The 14886-nt window shown below is 52.3% G+C and carries 14 protein-coding genes; 9 read left to right on the forward strand and 5 right to left on the reverse strand.

The features are described 5' to 3' along the window. Window positions 1-6: 6 nt before the first annotated feature. The 5 genes from L4D19_RS15960 to L4D19_RS15980 are packed head-to-tail and all read right to left on the reverse strand — an operon-like array spanning window position 7 to window position 5240. Window positions 7-1875 carry a vWA domain-containing protein gene (locus tag L4D19_RS15960; protein WP_428453262.1) on the reverse strand — a complete coding sequence of 623 codons (1869 nt, stop codon included), beginning with the start codon at window positions 1873-1875 and terminating at the stop codon, window positions 7-9. Further along, window positions 1868-2833 (reverse strand): vWA domain-containing protein, encoded by a 966-nt coding sequence (locus L4D19_RS15965; RefSeq protein ID WP_428453263.1) that lies wholly within the window; start codon window positions 2831-2833, stop codon window positions 1868-1870. The genes L4D19_RS15960 and L4D19_RS15965 overlap by 8 nt, the downstream gene beginning before the upstream one ends. Next, window positions 2826-3353 (reverse strand): DUF4381 domain-containing protein, encoded by a 528-nt coding sequence (locus tag L4D19_RS15970; RefSeq protein WP_428453264.1) that lies wholly within the window; start codon window positions 3351-3353, stop codon window positions 2826-2828. Before L4D19_RS15970 ends, L4D19_RS15965 begins: the two co-directional genes overlap by 8 nt. Then, the gene (locus L4D19_RS15975; protein ID WP_428453265.1) at window positions 3346-4287 is read right to left on the reverse strand and encodes a DUF58 domain-containing protein; all 942 of its coding nucleotides are present in this window, start codon (window positions 4285-4287) and stop codon (window positions 3346-3348) included. Before L4D19_RS15975 ends, L4D19_RS15970 begins: the two co-directional genes overlap by 8 nt. Beyond that, complete coding sequence (locus L4D19_RS15980) at window positions 4284-5240, reverse strand: AAA family ATPase (protein WP_428453266.1); 957 nt, start codon at window positions 5238-5240, stop codon at window positions 4284-4286. The genes L4D19_RS15975 and L4D19_RS15980 overlap by 4 nt, the downstream gene beginning before the upstream one ends. Window positions 5241-5686: 446 nt before the next feature. Here L4D19_RS15980 and urtA point away from each other — a divergent pair, with 446 nt between their 5' ends. The 9 genes from urtA (at window position 5687) to ureC (ending at window position 14881) form a co-directional block, all read left to right on the forward strand. After that, on the forward strand, window positions 5687-6964 hold the full coding sequence (gene urtA / locus L4D19_RS15985; RefSeq protein WP_428453436.1) for an urea ABC transporter substrate-binding protein: 1278 nt from the start codon (window positions 5687-5689) through the stop codon (window positions 6962-6964). 91 nt (window positions 6965-7055) lie between these two features. Then, window positions 7056-8747 (forward strand): urea ABC transporter permease subunit UrtB, encoded by a 1692-nt coding sequence (urtB, locus tag L4D19_RS15990; protein ID WP_428453437.1) that lies wholly within the window; start codon window positions 7056-7058, stop codon window positions 8745-8747. A gap of 3 nt (window positions 8748-8750) precedes the next feature. After that, a complete protein-coding gene (gene urtC, locus L4D19_RS15995) occupies window positions 8751-9872 on the forward strand; it encodes an urea ABC transporter permease subunit UrtC (protein ID WP_428453267.1) in 1122 nt (373 codons plus the stop codon). Beyond that, window positions 9869-10762: an urea ABC transporter ATP-binding protein UrtD gene (gene urtD / locus L4D19_RS16000; protein ID WP_428453268.1), complete on the forward strand. Its 894-nt coding sequence runs from the start codon at window positions 9869-9871 to the stop codon at window positions 10760-10762. Before urtC ends, urtD begins: the two co-directional genes overlap by 4 nt. Beyond that, window positions 10762-11457 (forward strand): urea ABC transporter ATP-binding subunit UrtE, encoded by a 696-nt coding sequence (urtE, locus tag L4D19_RS16005; protein ID WP_428453269.1) that lies wholly within the window; start codon window positions 10762-10764, stop codon window positions 11455-11457. Before urtD ends, urtE begins: the two co-directional genes overlap by 1 nt. Then, window positions 11454-12395, forward strand: a complete 942-nt coding sequence (locus L4D19_RS16010; RefSeq protein WP_428453270.1) for an urease accessory protein UreD — start codon at window positions 11454-11456, stop codon at window positions 12393-12395. Before urtE ends, L4D19_RS16010 begins: the two co-directional genes overlap by 4 nt. A gap of 84 nt (window positions 12396-12479) precedes the next feature. Then, entirely contained in the window at window positions 12480-12782 is a 303-nt protein-coding gene (gene ureA / locus L4D19_RS16015; protein WP_428453271.1) for an urease subunit gamma, read from the forward strand. Window positions 12783-12790: 8 nt separating this feature from the next. Beyond that, complete coding sequence (locus tag L4D19_RS16020) at window positions 12791-13177, forward strand: urease subunit beta (RefSeq protein WP_428453272.1); 387 nt, start codon at window positions 12791-12793, stop codon at window positions 13175-13177. Beyond that, complete coding sequence (gene ureC / locus L4D19_RS16025) at window positions 13178-14881, forward strand: urease subunit alpha (protein ID WP_428453273.1); 1704 nt, start codon at window positions 13178-13180, stop codon at window positions 14879-14881. The last annotated feature ends 5 nt before the right edge of the window (window positions 14882-14886 follow it).

The raw sequence follows: 14886 nt of genomic DNA on the forward strand, positions 1-14886 counted from the left end.
TTAGTCTTACCATGAATTCTCAGTCGCCTGAGGCGCCTGCTTCTGACGAGCCTGAAGCAACAGCTGGGCACGGATCAAGGCACTGGTATCATCAGGTACTTGCTCTAGTTTCTTTAGTACCGGATCGCTGGCCGATAACGCATCTTGTGTCTGCTTGTCGAGTGATTGTTCTGCCTGCTGAGGATCCTCAGGTTGTTCTTCTGTTTCATCTTGTGGCTGACCTGAAGATGCCTGCTGGACATCATTCAGTTCATCACTCTCCTGATTCTCTCCTTGTGGTTGGGAGTCAGGTTGCTGATCGGGCTGATTTTGGGCGCTCATTTCCGTTTCCGATTGCTGCTCGCTTGCTTGTTGGCTGTCATCAGATTGTTGAGAGTCGCTGTTCTCGCTGTCATCATCGTTCTGCTGATTCTGCTGATTCTGCTGATTCTGCTGATTCTGCTGATTCTGCTGATTCTGCTGATTCTGCTGATCTTTTTGTTGCTCGTTTGATGGTTCCTGATCCGAGTCCTTGTTCTCATCAGGCTGCTGTTGCTGTTGCTGTTGCTGTTGCTCTAGCGCCTGCTTGACTATCTCGAGGTTTTTCCGGGCATCGGCATGCTGGCTGTCTTGATCGAGAACGGATTGATAGCTCTCGAGCGCTTTCTCAAACTCACCGGTTCTGGCGTAGGCATTGCCGAGGTTATAGCGGGATGTGATATCGCCCAGAGGCTTTAGCGTATCGATAGCCTGCTCGTAGTTACCGGCCTTATACTGCGCGACCCCTTTCCATTGGGGGGATGAAAACTGCTCGGCAGCTGACGCATAGCTTTCCTGCTGGTAAGCATCGTAACCAAGCTGATCTCGGTTTTTCCAAGGCGAGGCCATAGCCTGGTCGACGGGCATAAAGACAAGTACAGCGGCAAGAACAATACCGCGACGAAACCCGAACAAGGATAAAATCACCAGTGGAATGAGCAACCAGAAACCGTTGTTCACCCGTTCCACCAGCTCTTTCTCTTTTTCCTTGTCTGCGTTATCCATTGGCTTGGCCGTTGCCGCGACTAGACTGTCAACGTCCCGGTTGGTTGGCTGAGAGAGCTGCAACTGCCCTCCAGTTTGTTTAACCAGGGGAAGCAGCGTATCGAGTTCGACTTTGGCGACCACAGTGTCGCCCTGGCTATTGGTCAGCAATCTGCCATCAGGCATGCGTACCGGTGCGCCCTGACGGCTGCCGACTGCCAGTATAGAAAGTCGAAAGCGAGTATTCGCCAATAAGTCTTGGGTAGCTGAAGACTCTTGTTCAGACAAACCGTCAGTGATCAGGATAATGTCTCCCTGCTGGTGACCGGCCTGTTTGAGTAGGGTAATTGCTTCCTCGACGCCTGCCGCTGCATTACTGCCCTGAAGCGGCATGATTTCCGGCGACAGGTGGGGGATCAGGCTCGATAGCGTGCTGCTGTCTTGAGTCAGGGGACTGACAACATAACCGTCAGCCGCATAGGTTACCAGTCCGGTACTGCCTTCTTTCCAGCCAGGTAACATATCCAGCGCCTTGTACCGGGCCTGAGTTAGGCGGTTTGGTGTTATGTCGGTTGCGTACATAGAGCGGGACATATCCATCACCAGCACACGGGCTCCCGAAATACTGTAGGCGGGCAGGGTAGCTTTTTCCCAGCTAGGGCCTGCCAGTGCCAGAACGCTGAGTAACCAGCATAAACCCAGCAGTGGAACAAAAGCCGTTGCGGTTTGCTTCTGGTCGAGACCGAGTTTTTCGGTAAGGTGCGCCGCTATCAGCCCGTTGCTGTGCTGCTTGCCCTTTAGCCAGGGGAGTAACAGGCCCAGGGGCAGCAGGGCGATTAACCAGACCGGATGAAGAAAAGTAAAATCAGCCATGACGCCTCCTCATTATTGCAATGATCAGCGAGAAGAGCAGGGCAATAGCCAATGGGTATCGGAACAGTTCCTGTCGTGGGCGCCAGGTCTGCTGCGCAGTGTTGATAGGTTCCATTTGATCAATTAACTGGTAGATATTCTCAAGTTCCTGAGGATTTCTGGCTCGAAAGTACTGGCCGCCAGTCATATTGGCGATATTAGCCAACATGCCTTCATCCAGATCCTGAGAGGGATTAATGGTACGGGTTGAGAAAAAAGAGCGCTGCTGCATCTCTTCGGCACCGATACCAACGGTATAGATAGTGACATTGCTGCGAGCAGCCAGTTCGGCAGCCTCTACCGGATCGATCACTCCGGCAGTATTGGCCCCGTCGCTGAGCAAAATGATCACTCGCTGCGGTGCTTCGCTGTCTATGAAGGTTTTGGTAGCGATACCCAGGCCTTCACCGATTGCAGTACTTTGACCGATTAGGCCAAGTACTGTGCGGCCGAGCTGCTCCTGAACGGTATTGCGATCGAAGGTTAGCGGTGTTTGCAGATAGGCATGATTGGCAAACAGCACCAAACCGAGGCGATCGCCTTTACGCTTACCGATAAAGTCATTCAATACCTGTTTGACGGCAGTCAGTCGGTCGATATTGTCGCCGCCGGATGTCACCATGTCCTCGATCGACATGGATCCGGACAGATCGACAGCCAGCAACATATCACGGTGGTCCGGGTTGATTTCGATAGGATCGCCATACCAAACTGGTCGTGCCAGGGCTCCTAGCAGGCAGCACCATGCAATAGCCATGATTGTTTTACGCCAGCGAGTATCGGGTTGTTGCTGTCCGATACCATCGGGTAGCTTGGGCAGGCGGATCGCGACAGGCTGTACAGCAGGCTTAGAAAAGCGATAGACCAGAAAAGGCAGCGGTAGCAGCAGCCATGCCCATAGCCAAGAGAACTCAAACATCTGCGACCTCCGCCTTGGCTGGAAGGTGCTGACTATCCGCGGGTAGGCGGGCCTTGCTTAGCCAGAGCTTTGCTTGCTGGTAGCACTGGTTGAAGGCAAATTGTTCGATGCCTTTTCCTGAGAACAAGCCATGTTGCCATTCGGCTGACAGGTCGACAAAGCCACGGTGTTTCTCAGCCAGCTGCTGATCGAGGAATAACAGCCATTGCTCGCCGGTCAGGCTGGCTACATAACGGCGAGAGAAGTAGGTCATTGCCGTTTGGCGCAGTAGCAGGTTGATGTCGCTGAACTGTTCGGGGCTATTGAGGCTTTTTAACAGTCTCAAGGCCTCTTTACGTGCTTTTTGCTGTTTTAGGTGTTGCCTGAGTTTCAGGGCAAGCAGTATCAGAACAACAACGGCCGCAGCAATGCATAACCACCATCCCCATGCGAGAGGCCAAATACCGGGCGCAGGTGACAGGTGGACATCGGCCAGTGGCAGTGATGCTGCGATATCGTTAGGCGTCATTGGATCAGCCATGGTGTTTCTTTATACCTCCGAGTTGCTGCATCAGCGGTTCGGCAGCCGAAATCTGATGAAGTGGAATTGCCAGACTCAAAGCCATGTCGTGAATGAAATGCTGGTGGCCGAGGTACTGCTCGTTCAGCTTTTCACGGGTTTTCTTGGCAGAGAAGTCGAGCCAGACAGATTGCCTGCTGTCTGCGACATGTTCCGTCCCTTTAAAGCTGGTTTGTCCTTGCTCAAGCGGGTCATGAACTTGAACAAACTGGATGCGGTTATGCTGGCGTAGCTGGCTCAAGCGCCGTTTGTTTGTTTCGGCGAGCTGGTAGAAATCACTCAGCACAACAATTTCGCTCCCTTTGGGACACAAGTGGTGAAGGTGCTTCAACGCTGCAGAGAAAGGTAGATTATCGCTTTCGTCACTGTGGCTCTGGTGGGCATCAATCAGGGCATTGATGAGCCGAAGCGGCCCTTGCTGTCGGGCTGTCGGCTTACACTCTATTAACTGAGTGCCGGTATAGATAATGGCACCGATCCTGTCTTGCTCGCTGATGGCCAGCCAGCTTAGCAGGCTGGCAAAATGCGCAGCCTGAACGGATTTCAGCATTAGCTGGGAGCCGAACTTCATACTGGCACCAAGATCAACCAGTAACATCACAGGTTGTTCACGCTCTTCGGTAAACAGCTTGGTATGGGTTTTTCCCGTTCTGGCCGTCACTCGCCAGTCAATGGCACGAATATCATCCCCGGCCTGATAGGGGCGAACCTCCGAAAAGTTCATCCCCCGGCCTTTTTTCCGGCTCATATGCTGGCCGTTTAGTTGCGACCACACACTTTGCGCCGGTGGTAGCCAGCGCACGGATTGATTTTTGTATTGCAGCAGTTCTGCCAGGCACAGGTTAACCCCGTCACTGTGCGGCGGCAGGGATGCTGTTACGGGTGTATCTGTCATGCGCAGGCTACCTGGGCAATCAACTGGCTGACAATGGTATCAGCGGCAATGCCCTCGGCCTGTGCCTCGTAACTTAGTAGCAGGCGGTGGCGCAGAACAGGGTAGGCCATTTGCTGGACATCTTCCGGGGTAACGAAGTCACGGCCACAAAGCCAGGCATGGGCACGGGCACAGCGATCCAGAGCCAGGGTTGCACGAGGAGATACGCCTAGCTGCAGCCAGCCCGCAAGCTGATCGCTGTAGCGCTCCGGCTGGCGGGTGGCCATTGTCAGGCGAATAATATAGTGCTCCACTTCTTCTGCCATATGGATCTTCAGCACTTCCTGCCGGGCCGAGAAAATCTCGCGCTGGCTGATTTGTACAGCTTCCGGCTTGTCGATGCCCATGGCTTCGCCGCGGTTAAGGCGCAGAATCTCCAGTTCACTGGCTTCATCCGGGTAGTCTACGTTCAACTGCAGCAGGAAGCGGTCAAGCTGTGCCTCGGGAAGCGGATAGGTTCCTTCCTGCTCGATAGGGTTCTGGGTTGCCATCACCAGGAAAAGCTCTGGCAGGGAATAGGTTTCCCGGCCTGCGGTAATTTGCTTTTCTGCCATTGCTTCAAGCATGGCGGCCTGTACTTTTGCTGGTGCTCGGTTGATTTCATCAGCCAGTACCAAGGCGTTGAAAATAGGCCCGGGCTGGAAGGTAAACTCGCCGGTTTCCGGACGGAAGATATCGGTGCCGGTCAGATCAGCCGGGAGCAGATCGGGCGTAAACTGTATACGGTGAAAACTGCCTTCGATACAGTCGGACAACACTTTAACTGCACGAGTCTTGGCAAGCCCCGGTGGTCCTTCTACCAAAATATGCCCATCTGCAAGCAGGGCAATTAATAGCTGTTTAACGAGATCAGGCTGACCAATAACCTGGCTGTCCAGGTAAGTATTAAGGCGTTGGAAAGTCGACGTTAGCATAGATTGGCAATGTCCTTGTGAAACAAACAGTCAAACAATAAGTAATGAATTGTCTGACTTATAAAAATTGTTTTAGTTCATATCGCGGTTTTGACCGCTTATTCATTGTACAGCCAGTCCTGCCGGGAGCCTTTCTAGCGCACTGATGTGAATTATAGCGTATTCAGAAAGTTACCAATGCGCCCCAATTAATCGCGTCAAAGACGCTATCGGAACGGCAAAACGGCCTGTGTATGAAAGTACCAACATGGTGCATGAGAAGTGAGTCACTGCACCATATTAACATTTGTTTAGTGCACCAAATTGTACCAGCAATAAATCTGAAAAATTAAATTATTGATTTATAAAAATTATTTTACCTATTTGAAAATGCCGGGTGTGTTGGCCTGATGCTTGCTCTTTGTTGAATGGTTATTCACAAGGAGCTATTTACTATGTCAACCAAGATGTTTAAGAGTACATTCGCAGGTGTTGCAGTTTCACTGGCCCTGTCATTCAATGCCATTGCGGCACAAGAAACGATTAAGGTTGGAGTACTGCACTCCCTGTCGGGCACGATGGCAATCAGTGAAACCACGCTGAAAGATACGATTTTGATGCTGGTTGAAGAGCAGAACAAGAAAGGGGGCGTGCTGGGTAAAAAGCTGGAGGCGGTGGTCGTCGATCCGGCATCTAACTGGCCTTTGTTTGCAGAAAAAGCCCGTGAGTTAATTGAAAAAGAAAAAGTAGATGTGGTTTTCGGTGGCTGGACATCAGTATCGCGCAAATCAATGCTGCCAGTATTCGAAGAGCTCAACAGCCTGCTGTTTTACCCTGTGCAGTATGAAGGTGAAGAGTCCTCGAAAAATGTTTTCTATACCGGTGCAGCGCCTAACCAGCAGGCCATACCGGCTGTTGATTATCTAATGAATGAGTTGGAGGTTGAGCGCTGGGTACTGGCCGGGACCGATTATGTCTACCCGCGAACCACCAATAAAATCCTTGAAGCCTATCTTGAATCGAAAGGTGTTGCCAAAAGCGACATCATGATCAACTACACCCCTTTTGGCCACTCTGATTGGCAGTCCATTGTCTCTGATATCAAGAAATTCGGCTCGCAAGGCAAGAAAACAGCAGTGGTGTCAACAATTAACGGTGATGCCAATGTGCCGTTTTACAAAGAGCTAGGCTCACAAGGTGTGTCAGCCGAAGATATTCCTGTGGTTGCCTTTTCTGTCGGTGAGGAAGAGTTGTCGGGAATGGATACCTCACCTTTGGTGGGGCACCTGGCGGCATGGAACTATTTCATGAGCGTTGATACCGATGAAAATGCCGAGTTTGTGGAACAGTGGCAGAAATTTATTAAGGATGATAAGCGTGTATCGAACGATCCGATGGAAGCCAGTTATATCGGTTTCAATATGTGGGTTGAGGCGGCTGAAAAAGCAGGGACGACGGACTCAGAAGCTATCCAGGATGCCATTATCGGCGTTACTGTGCCGAACTTGTCCGGCGGCTACGCGACAATGATGCCAAACCACCATATTACGAAACCCGTGCTGCTGGGCGAGATCCAGGACGACGGCCAGTTCGAAGTGGTATGGGAAACCACGGGCTTGGTGGCTGGTGATGCCTGGTCAAACTTCCTCCCTGGCTCCAAAGACCTCTATGCCAGCTGGCTCAAACCCCTTGAGTGCGGCAGCTTCAACGTCGTTACCGGCAAGTGTGCCGGCGCTAAGCAATAACCGGATTGACATATTAGTTCAATCCGGGCTCTGCACTTGTGGCTAGGCGAGTGCAGAGGCGTGTTTAACGGGTTTCTGGATGAGTACCATGATGACAATAAATAGATGGCGGCTGCCGATACAGGCAACGCCTTTATACCGATTTGTGCCCGCGACGTTGCTGGGCTTCGTATTAATGATTTTCTCCGCTATTTCAATTGCTGCAGGCAGTAGCCATGTAGCGTCATTTTCTGATGTCGAGGCTCAGTTGTCACAACGTAACTTTGCCAAGAAACAACAAGCCATCGAATGGCTGGCTGAAACTCGTCATCCTGCGGCCAAGATGATGTTAACCGGCTTGCTCGACGGCCAGGTTTTCTATCAGAAAAAGAGCAGGCAGTTGTTTTTGATCCCCGAGCTGGCCGTAGGTAAGCAAGCAGTATCTATTGCTGATGGGCTAGAAGGCGTAGGGGCTGACGCTCAGGTGATCAGCAATAAGCGTGACTACAAGAAAGTTGCGCTGAATAACCGGCTGCGTAAGGCGATCCGTTTGGGTATAGCCCAGTTGGACTTAAGTGCTGACAGTGAGGAATTAAGACTACAGGCTGCAAAAAGCTTGCAGGGTAATACAGTTGAGAGTGTTCAACTCCTTGTTAAAAGCGCCTACCAGAGTGAATTATCACCAAGGGTGAAAGAAGAGCTTGCTTTGGTGCTGGCTGTTGCCGATATCACCGCGTCAGATCCCGTAGTTCGCGAGGTTGCGCTGGCTCTTCTGAGCAATTCTTTGGAGCCGGTGGCTTTTCAGGCTTTGAGTCATGCGCTTGATGTTGAGTTGGCCAAGGACGAGAGTAATGCTGAATTTATCGCCGGAATTGAGCGTGCATTAGATGACTATCAGCAGAGCCAGCGGATTTATAACACGGCAGAGACACTCTACTTTGGCTTGAGCTTGGGATCTGTATTGGTGCTGGCAGGGATTGGGTTGGCAATCACCTTTGGTGTGATGGGGGTGATCAATATGGCCCACGGTGAGCTGATCATGCTGGGGGCTTATACCACCTACGTGATGCAGCAACTGATGCCAAACAATATTGGTTTGTCGCTGATTTTATCGATCCCCGCGGCATTTGTCGTTTCCGGCTTGGTGGGTATTGCTATTGAGCGTGGCGTTATCCGCTTTTTGTACGGCAGGCCGCTGGAAACCTTGCTGGCTACATTCGGTATCAGCCTTATTCTGCAGCAGGCCGTTCGCAGTATCTTCTCCCCCTTAAACCGATCAGTTGCTACCCCGGATTGGATGAGCGGGATGCTTGAAATCAATCCGATGCTCTCTCTTACCTATAACCGCTTGTACATCATCATTTTTTGTCTATTGGTGTTCACAGCCCTGGTGTTTGTTCTCAAGAAGACGCCGCTCGGGCTTCAGGTGCGTGCTGTCTCCCAGAACCGGGCAATGGCACGGGCGATGGGAGTGCGTTCCGAATGGGTCGATGCCATGACGTTCGGCCTGGGCTCGGGTGTTGCCGGTGTGGCTGGTGTTGCGCTGTCCCAGCTGACCAATGTTGGACCCAACATGGGGCAGAGCTACATTATCGATTCCTTCATGGTAGTGGTATTCGGTGGTGTCGGCAATTTATGGGGAACCCTGGTTGCAGGAGTAAGCCTTGGCATTTTCAACAAGGTTCTGGAGCCATGGGCCGGGGCGGTGCTGGCAAAAATACTCGTACTGGTCTTTATCATTCTGTTTATCCAGAAACGACCGCGGGGCTTGTTCCCTCCGCGTGGCCGTGCGGTGGAGGGATAAGGCATGCTTAAAACAATCTTAAAGGACGATCGCGGTGGTCAGTTGCTGCTGAGCTTACTGCTGGTGGCTGGATTCGTTATTCCGGCACTAAATCTGCTGGTGCCGCAGGGGCATTTTCTTCATGTCGAGACATACACCATCACGCTGCTTGGCAAATACCTGACTTACGCCTTGCTGGCACTGGCTGTGGATTTGGTTTGGGGCTACCTCGGTATTTTGAGCCTTGGTCATGGGGCCTTCTTTGCACTTGGCGGTTATGCCATGGGCATGTACTTGATGCGCCAGATTGGCGACCGCGGTGTCTATGGCGATCCTGTGTTGCCCGATTTCATGGTTTTCCTGAACTGGAAAGAGCTGCCCTGGTTCTGGTATGGCTTTGATATGTTCTGGTTTGCCTGCCTGATGGTGGTTCTGGTTCCGGGTGTGCTGGCGTGGGTGTTTGGTTATCTGGCTTTTCGTTCCCGGGTCTCGGGCGTGTACCTGTCGATCATGACTCAGGCACTGACGTTCGCTTTGATGCTGGCTTTCTTCCGCAATGAAATGGGATTCGGTGGTAACAACGGCCTGACAGATTTCAAGGATCTTCTTGGCTTTAGCCTTCAGGCGGACAGCACTCGGATTGCTTTGTTTATCGCCTCGGTAGTCGCGCTAATTGCTGGCTATATAACCTGTCGTGCGGTGATATCCAGCCGATTGGGCAAAGTTGCCGTTGCAACCCGGGATGCTGAATCTCGGGTACGCTTTATTGGGTACAACGTCGATCAATTCAAGTTATGGATTTTTGTGCTGTCAGCAGTACTGGCCGGTATCGCCGGTGCCTTGTATGTGCCGCAGGTTGGCATTATCAATCCAGGGGAATTTGCGCCACTTAATTCAATCGAGATCGTGGTGTGGGTTGCGCTGGGCGGTCGGGCGACCTTGTTCGGTGCTATCGTCGGTGCCTTGCTTATCAACTATGCCAAGAGCTGGTTCACCATCGAATTCCCCGAAGTCTGGCTATTTGCGTTAGGTAGCTTGTTTGTATTGGCGACATTGTTCCTGCCTAAGGGCGTCACCGGATTTCTCTCTGACTTCTTCGCTCGCAAGTCTTCTCGCTCTTCGTCTCGTAAGGAGGCCGCATTATGACCACGATTCCTCAGCAGCTCTCGCCCGAGAAGCTGGATCAGTCTCATTGGTTGCCGGTGCAGTTTCGTAACTCGGTAAAGAACTTTGTTCGCCGGGATCAGGTTTTTGATTTTCTCAAACCGCAACAGCACCCCTTGCTCGATACCCGCCACAACATTTTGTTGTATCTCGAAGGGGTAACCAAGTCATTTGACGGATTCAAGGCGATCAACGATTTGAACCTGTATATCAAGGAAGGAGAGCTGCGCTGCATTATCGGCCCGAATGGTGCCGGGAAGACCACCATGATGGACATCATTACCGGTAAGACCCAGCCTGATGAAGGGCAGGTCTGGCTGGGCTCCAATATCAATCTTCTGCAAATGGACGAAGCCGAGATAGCCAATGCCGGTGTCGGCCGGAAGTTCCAAAAACCGACAGTGTTTGAGTGCCTGTCGGTGTGGCACAACCTGGAACTGGCAATGGCCGGGGAGCGCAGTGTCTGGCGTGTATTCAGAGCCAGTCTTAACGGGGAGCAGCGCGACGAGCTAAACCGGGTACTGACTCTCATTGGCCTTGAAAATCATGCTGACCTGTTGGCAGGTAACTTGTCCCACGGTCAGAAGCAATGGCTGGAGATCGGCATGCTGCTGATGCAGAAACCTAAGCTGTTGCTGGTGGATGAACCTGTCGCGGGGATGACCCATCAGGAAATGGATCGAACGGCAGAGTTGCTGACATCACTGGCCGGGGCTCATTCGGTGGTGGTGGTTGAGCATGATATGGATTTTGTGCGCTCGATTGCCAGCAAGGTGTCTGTTCTGCATCAGGGCCATATGCTGGCCGAAGGCTCGATGAGCGAGGTGCAGTCTGATCCACGTGTCAAAGAAGTCTATTTGGGAGAGTCGTGATGCTGGAAATCAAAGGACTGAATCAATTTTATGGCGAGAGCCACACCCTGTGGGATTTGGATATCAGCATTCCCGAAGGGAAGTGCACGGTACTGATGGGACGCAACGGGGTCGGGAAAACAACCTTGCTGCAATGTGTGATGGGGTTATTGCCGGTCAAAAGTGGTGAAATCGTGCTGCAGGGGAAAGATATCAGCAAATTGTCGGCAGAGAGTCGTCCCCGCCATGGTGTTGGGTATGTACCTCAGGGGCGACAGATTTTTCCGTTGCTGAGTGTTGAAGAGAACCTGCAGATCGGCCTGCCTATCCGAGCTAAGGGCGATCGCAAAATTCCCGAGTTTATCTACGAGCTTTTCCCGGTGCTGAAAGAGATGCTCCATCGTCGTGGCGGAGACTTGAGCGGGGGCCAGCAGCAACAACTGGCTATCGCCCGGGCACTGGTCGTCAACCCGAGCTTGCTGATACTGGACGAACCGACTGAGGGAATCCAGCCCAATATCGTCCAGGAAATTGGCGACATCATTCGCCGGTTGAACCACGAGTTGGGACTCACAGTTTTGCTGGTTGAACAAAAGCTCCCTTTTGCACGAAAAGTCGGTGACAACTTTTGTTTGCTTGATCGTGGGCGGGCTGTTGCCAAGGGAGAAATGGCCAGCCTTAACGACAAACTGATCAAGGAGTATCTGACTGTATGACGGCAATCCATAACAGCATCGAGATAAAGTCTCCGCTAACTAATATTGCTTCTATCACACCCAAACCTTTGCCTGACGATCTTGAATCGCAGCAGGGGTGGCGGGCGCGGTTGGAACTGGGATTTTCGGCCAATGCCACCAAAACGGTATTGAAGCACCGCAAGCAACTTGGCCCGCTTGCGGTTCAGCGCCCGCTCTATCCTGAAGGCGATGTTTGTCACACGTATTTGCTTCATCCCCCCGGCGGTGTTGTCGGCGGAGACAAGCTGTCAATTTCTGCCCGTTCGGAGACTGATGCCAAGGCATTAATTACCACACCCGGTGCGACAAAGTTTTATCGCTCTTCGGGAAAATACGCCTATCAGCGTCAGCATCTCTCGGTAGAAAAAGGCGCCATGCTTGAGTGGCTGCCGCAGGAGAATATCTATTTTCCGGAAGCGCGGGTCAGGCTGGATACCGAGATCGATATCGAGCCCGGAGGCCGATTTATGGGTTGGGAAATGCACTGTTTTGGGCGACCTGCACTAAAAGAGGGCTTTACCAGTGGGAGTGTCGTCGGTTGCACCCAGCTCAGGATTGGAAATGAGCTGATTATTGCAGAGCAACTGAATGTACAGGGCGGTGATCAGCACCAGCAAAGTGCAGGCCTGCGGGGCAATCCGATGTTGGGCACCATGATAGTGACTGAATCTGACGAGCCCTTGCTCAATATGGTACAGACCTTGCTTTGTGACTATCAGGATTACTTATTGGAAAACAAGGTAGTAGCTGGTGTGACTGAAGTAACGGACAGCAGCGGTGAGCACAGGGTGATGATCGTCAGGGCGATGGGAGACGGTACCGAGCCAATGATGGCGCTGTTTACTCAGGTTTGGTTGTCAGTTAGGCGTACCTGGTTTGGCCATAAACCAAACACTCCCAGAATTTGGGCGACCTGATCGCTTATAAGCTTTGCCTTGATGACACCCTGATGAGTGCCGGGAACATAGTCCTGGTGGCGATAGGGTTTGCTGGAGGAATAGATGGAATTAACACCCAGAGAAAAGGATAAGTTGCTTATTTTTACTGCAGCTCTTCTGGCTGAGCGACGCCGTGACAAAGGCCTGAAACTCAACTATCCGGAGTCGGTGGCTTTGATTAGTGCGGCGATCATGGAAGGGGCCAGAGAAGGACGAACCGTCGCGGAGTTGATGGATTTTGGCCGGACAATCTTGTCTGCAGACGAGGTGATGGAAGGCGTTGCTGCAATGATTAGCGACGTTCAGGTAGAAGCGACGTTTCCTGACGGTACCAAGCTGGTCACCGTCCATGATCCGATTGTATGAGGTGAGTGATGTCAGACGATCAACAAGACGTGTCCCGCGCGATGATCCCCGGCGAGCTTCAATGTGCCGAGGGTGAGGTTGAACTGAATGTGGGCAAACCTGTGCTGACGGTGTCGGTGGCCAACTTGGGGGATCGACCGATACAGATTGGCTCCCATTACCATTTCTTTGAAGCCAACGAAGCGTTGGAATTCGAACGCGAGGCTACGCTGGGCTACCGGCTCAATATTGCTGCGGGTACGGCTACTCGTTTCGAACCCGGGCAGTCACGAACGGTAGAGCTGGTAAGTTTCGGCGGTACGCAGACTATTTATGGATTTCAGGGCAAGGTCATGGGCTCTGTCGGGCAGTCCGCATTGGCGATAGAACTTGACAGCAGGGAGGCGGAGGAATAAATGGCGACAATTTCAAGGCAAGCCTATGGTGAAATGTTTGGCCCGACTGTTGGTGACCGGTTGCGTCTGGCTGATACCGAGCTGTGGCTGGAGGTTGAGAAAGACTATACCCGCTACGGTGACGAAGTGAAATTTGGTGGTGGTAAAGTCATCCGTGACGGAATGGGGCAGAGTCAGTTGCCGTCGTCGTTCACACCCGATTTAGTGATCACCAATGCCGTAATTCTCGATTACTGGGGGATTGTCAAAGCCGATGTGGCAGTCAAAGACGGCCGGATCAGTGCCATTGGTAAGGCGGGGAACCCTGATGTGCAGTCTGGTGTCGATATCGTGATTGGCCCGGGCACAGAAATCCTGGCGGGTGAGGGCGCTATTCTGACTGCCGGAGGAATCGACTCCCATATTCATTTTATTTGTCCACAGCAGATTGAAGAGGCTCTGTGCTCGGGGATCACTACCATGCTTGGCGGAGGTACAGGACCTGCGACAGGCACTAATGCGACGACCTGTACACCGGGTCCGTGGAATATTCACCGAATGCTCGAAGCGCTGGATTCTTTTCCGATGAACTTTGGCCTTCTCGGCAAAGGGAATGCCAGCTTGCCTGAAGCGTTGCATGAACAGGTTGAGGCCGGAGCTATCGGCCTGAAGCTTCATGAAGACTGGGGAACCACACCGGCCTCGATTGATAACTGTATGACAGTCGCCGAAGACACCGATGTTCAGGTCGCTATTCATACCGATACGCTGAATGAATCCGGCTTCGTTGAGTCAACCTTGGCTGCGATCGGCGAGCGGGTGATCCATACCTACCACACCGAAGGTGCAGGAGGTGGCCATGCGCCGGATATTATCCGCGCCTGCGGTGAATCCAACGTACTGCCTTCATCGACCAATCCGACCCGACCCTATACGGTCAATACTGTTGATGAGCACCTGGATATGCTGATGGTCTGCCATCATCTTTCGCCTTCGATTGCAGAAGATGTTGCCTTTGCCGAATCCCGGATCCGGCGGGAGACCATTGCTGCCGAAGATATTCTTCATGATCTGGGGGCGTTCTCAATGATTGCGTCCGACTCTCAGGCGATGGGGCGAGTCGGTGAGGTGATCACGCGTACCTGGCAGACTGCCCATAAGATGAAAGTGCAGCGTGGCAGCCTGCCGCAGGATACAAGCTATAGCGACAATTATCGCCTCAAACGCTATATCGCTAAGTACACCATTAATCCGGCAATTACTCACGGGATCAGTCATGAAGTCGGGTCTATCGAGATAGGAAAACTTGCCGATTTAGTGCTTTGGAAGCCGGCCTTTTTCGGGATCAAGCCCAGCACCATCATCAAGGGAGGCATGATTGCCGCCGCTCCGATGGGCGATCCGAATGCGTCGATCCCAACACCACAGCCTGTACATTATCGATCGATGTTTGGCAGCTACGGCAAAGCCAGCCAGAACACATCGATGCTGTTTGTTTCGGCATCGGCGAAGTCAGCTGGCATTGACGAACAGCTTGGTTTGCAAAGTTTGATTGGCATCGCCAAAGGGTGCCGCACCATAACCAAGAGCGACATGGTGCTGAATGACTGGCAACCCAATATTGAGGTTGATTCACAGACATACCAGGTACGTGCCAACGGAGAGCTGCTGGTGTGCGAGCCGGCAGAGGTATTGCCGATGGCACAGCGTTATTTCTTATTTTGAGGATC

The organism is Photobacterium kasasachensis, from assembly GCF_050336885.1.
GTDB lineage: Bacteria > Pseudomonadota > Gammaproteobacteria > Enterobacterales > Vibrionaceae > Photobacterium > Photobacterium kasasachensis.

Bases quoted from the DNA above. Each gene is read 5' to 3' on its own strand.
- urtD (WP_428453268.1), top strand. From the start codon at position 9,869: ATGACCACGATTCCTCAGCAGCTCTCGCCCGAGAAGCTGGATCAGTCT.
- L4D19_RS15960 (WP_428453262.1), bottom strand. From the start codon at position 1,875: ATGGCTGATTTTACTTTTCTTCATCCGGTCTGGTTAATCGCCCTGCTG.
- urtC (WP_428453267.1), top strand. From the start codon at position 8,751: ATGCTTAAAACAATCTTAAAGGACGATCGCGGTGGTCAGTTGCTGCTG.
- L4D19_RS15965 (WP_428453263.1), bottom strand. From the start codon at position 2,833: ATGTTTGAGTTCTCTTGGCTATGGGCATGGCTGCTGCTACCGCTGCCT.
- ureA (WP_428453271.1), top strand. From the start codon at position 12,480: ATGGAATTAACACCCAGAGAAAAGGATAAGTTGCTTATTTTTACTGCA.
- L4D19_RS15980 (WP_428453266.1), bottom strand. From the start codon at position 5,240: ATGCTAACGTCGACTTTCCAACGCCTTAATACTTACCTGGACAGCCAG.
- ureC (WP_428453273.1), top strand. From the start codon at position 13,178: ATGGCGACAATTTCAAGGCAAGCCTATGGTGAAATGTTTGGCCCGACT.
- L4D19_RS15975 (WP_428453265.1), bottom strand. From the start codon at position 4,287: ATGACAGATACACCCGTAACAGCATCCCTGCCGCCGCACAGTGACGGG.
- urtA (WP_428453436.1), top strand. From the start codon at position 5,687: ATGTTTAAGAGTACATTCGCAGGTGTTGCAGTTTCACTGGCCCTGTCA.
- L4D19_RS16010 (WP_428453270.1), top strand. From the start codon at position 11,454: ATGACGGCAATCCATAACAGCATCGAGATAAAGTCTCCGCTAACTAAT.
- urtB (WP_428453437.1), top strand. From the start codon at position 7,056: ATGACAATAAATAGATGGCGGCTGCCGATACAGGCAACGCCTTTATAC.
- L4D19_RS16020 (WP_428453272.1), top strand. From the start codon at position 12,791: ATGTCAGACGATCAACAAGACGTGTCCCGCGCGATGATCCCCGGCGAG.
- L4D19_RS15970 (WP_428453264.1), bottom strand. From the start codon at position 3,353: ATGGCTGATCCAATGACGCCTAACGATATCGCAGCATCACTGCCACTG.
- urtE (WP_428453269.1), top strand. From the start codon at position 10,762: ATGCTGGAAATCAAAGGACTGAATCAATTTTATGGCGAGAGCCACACC.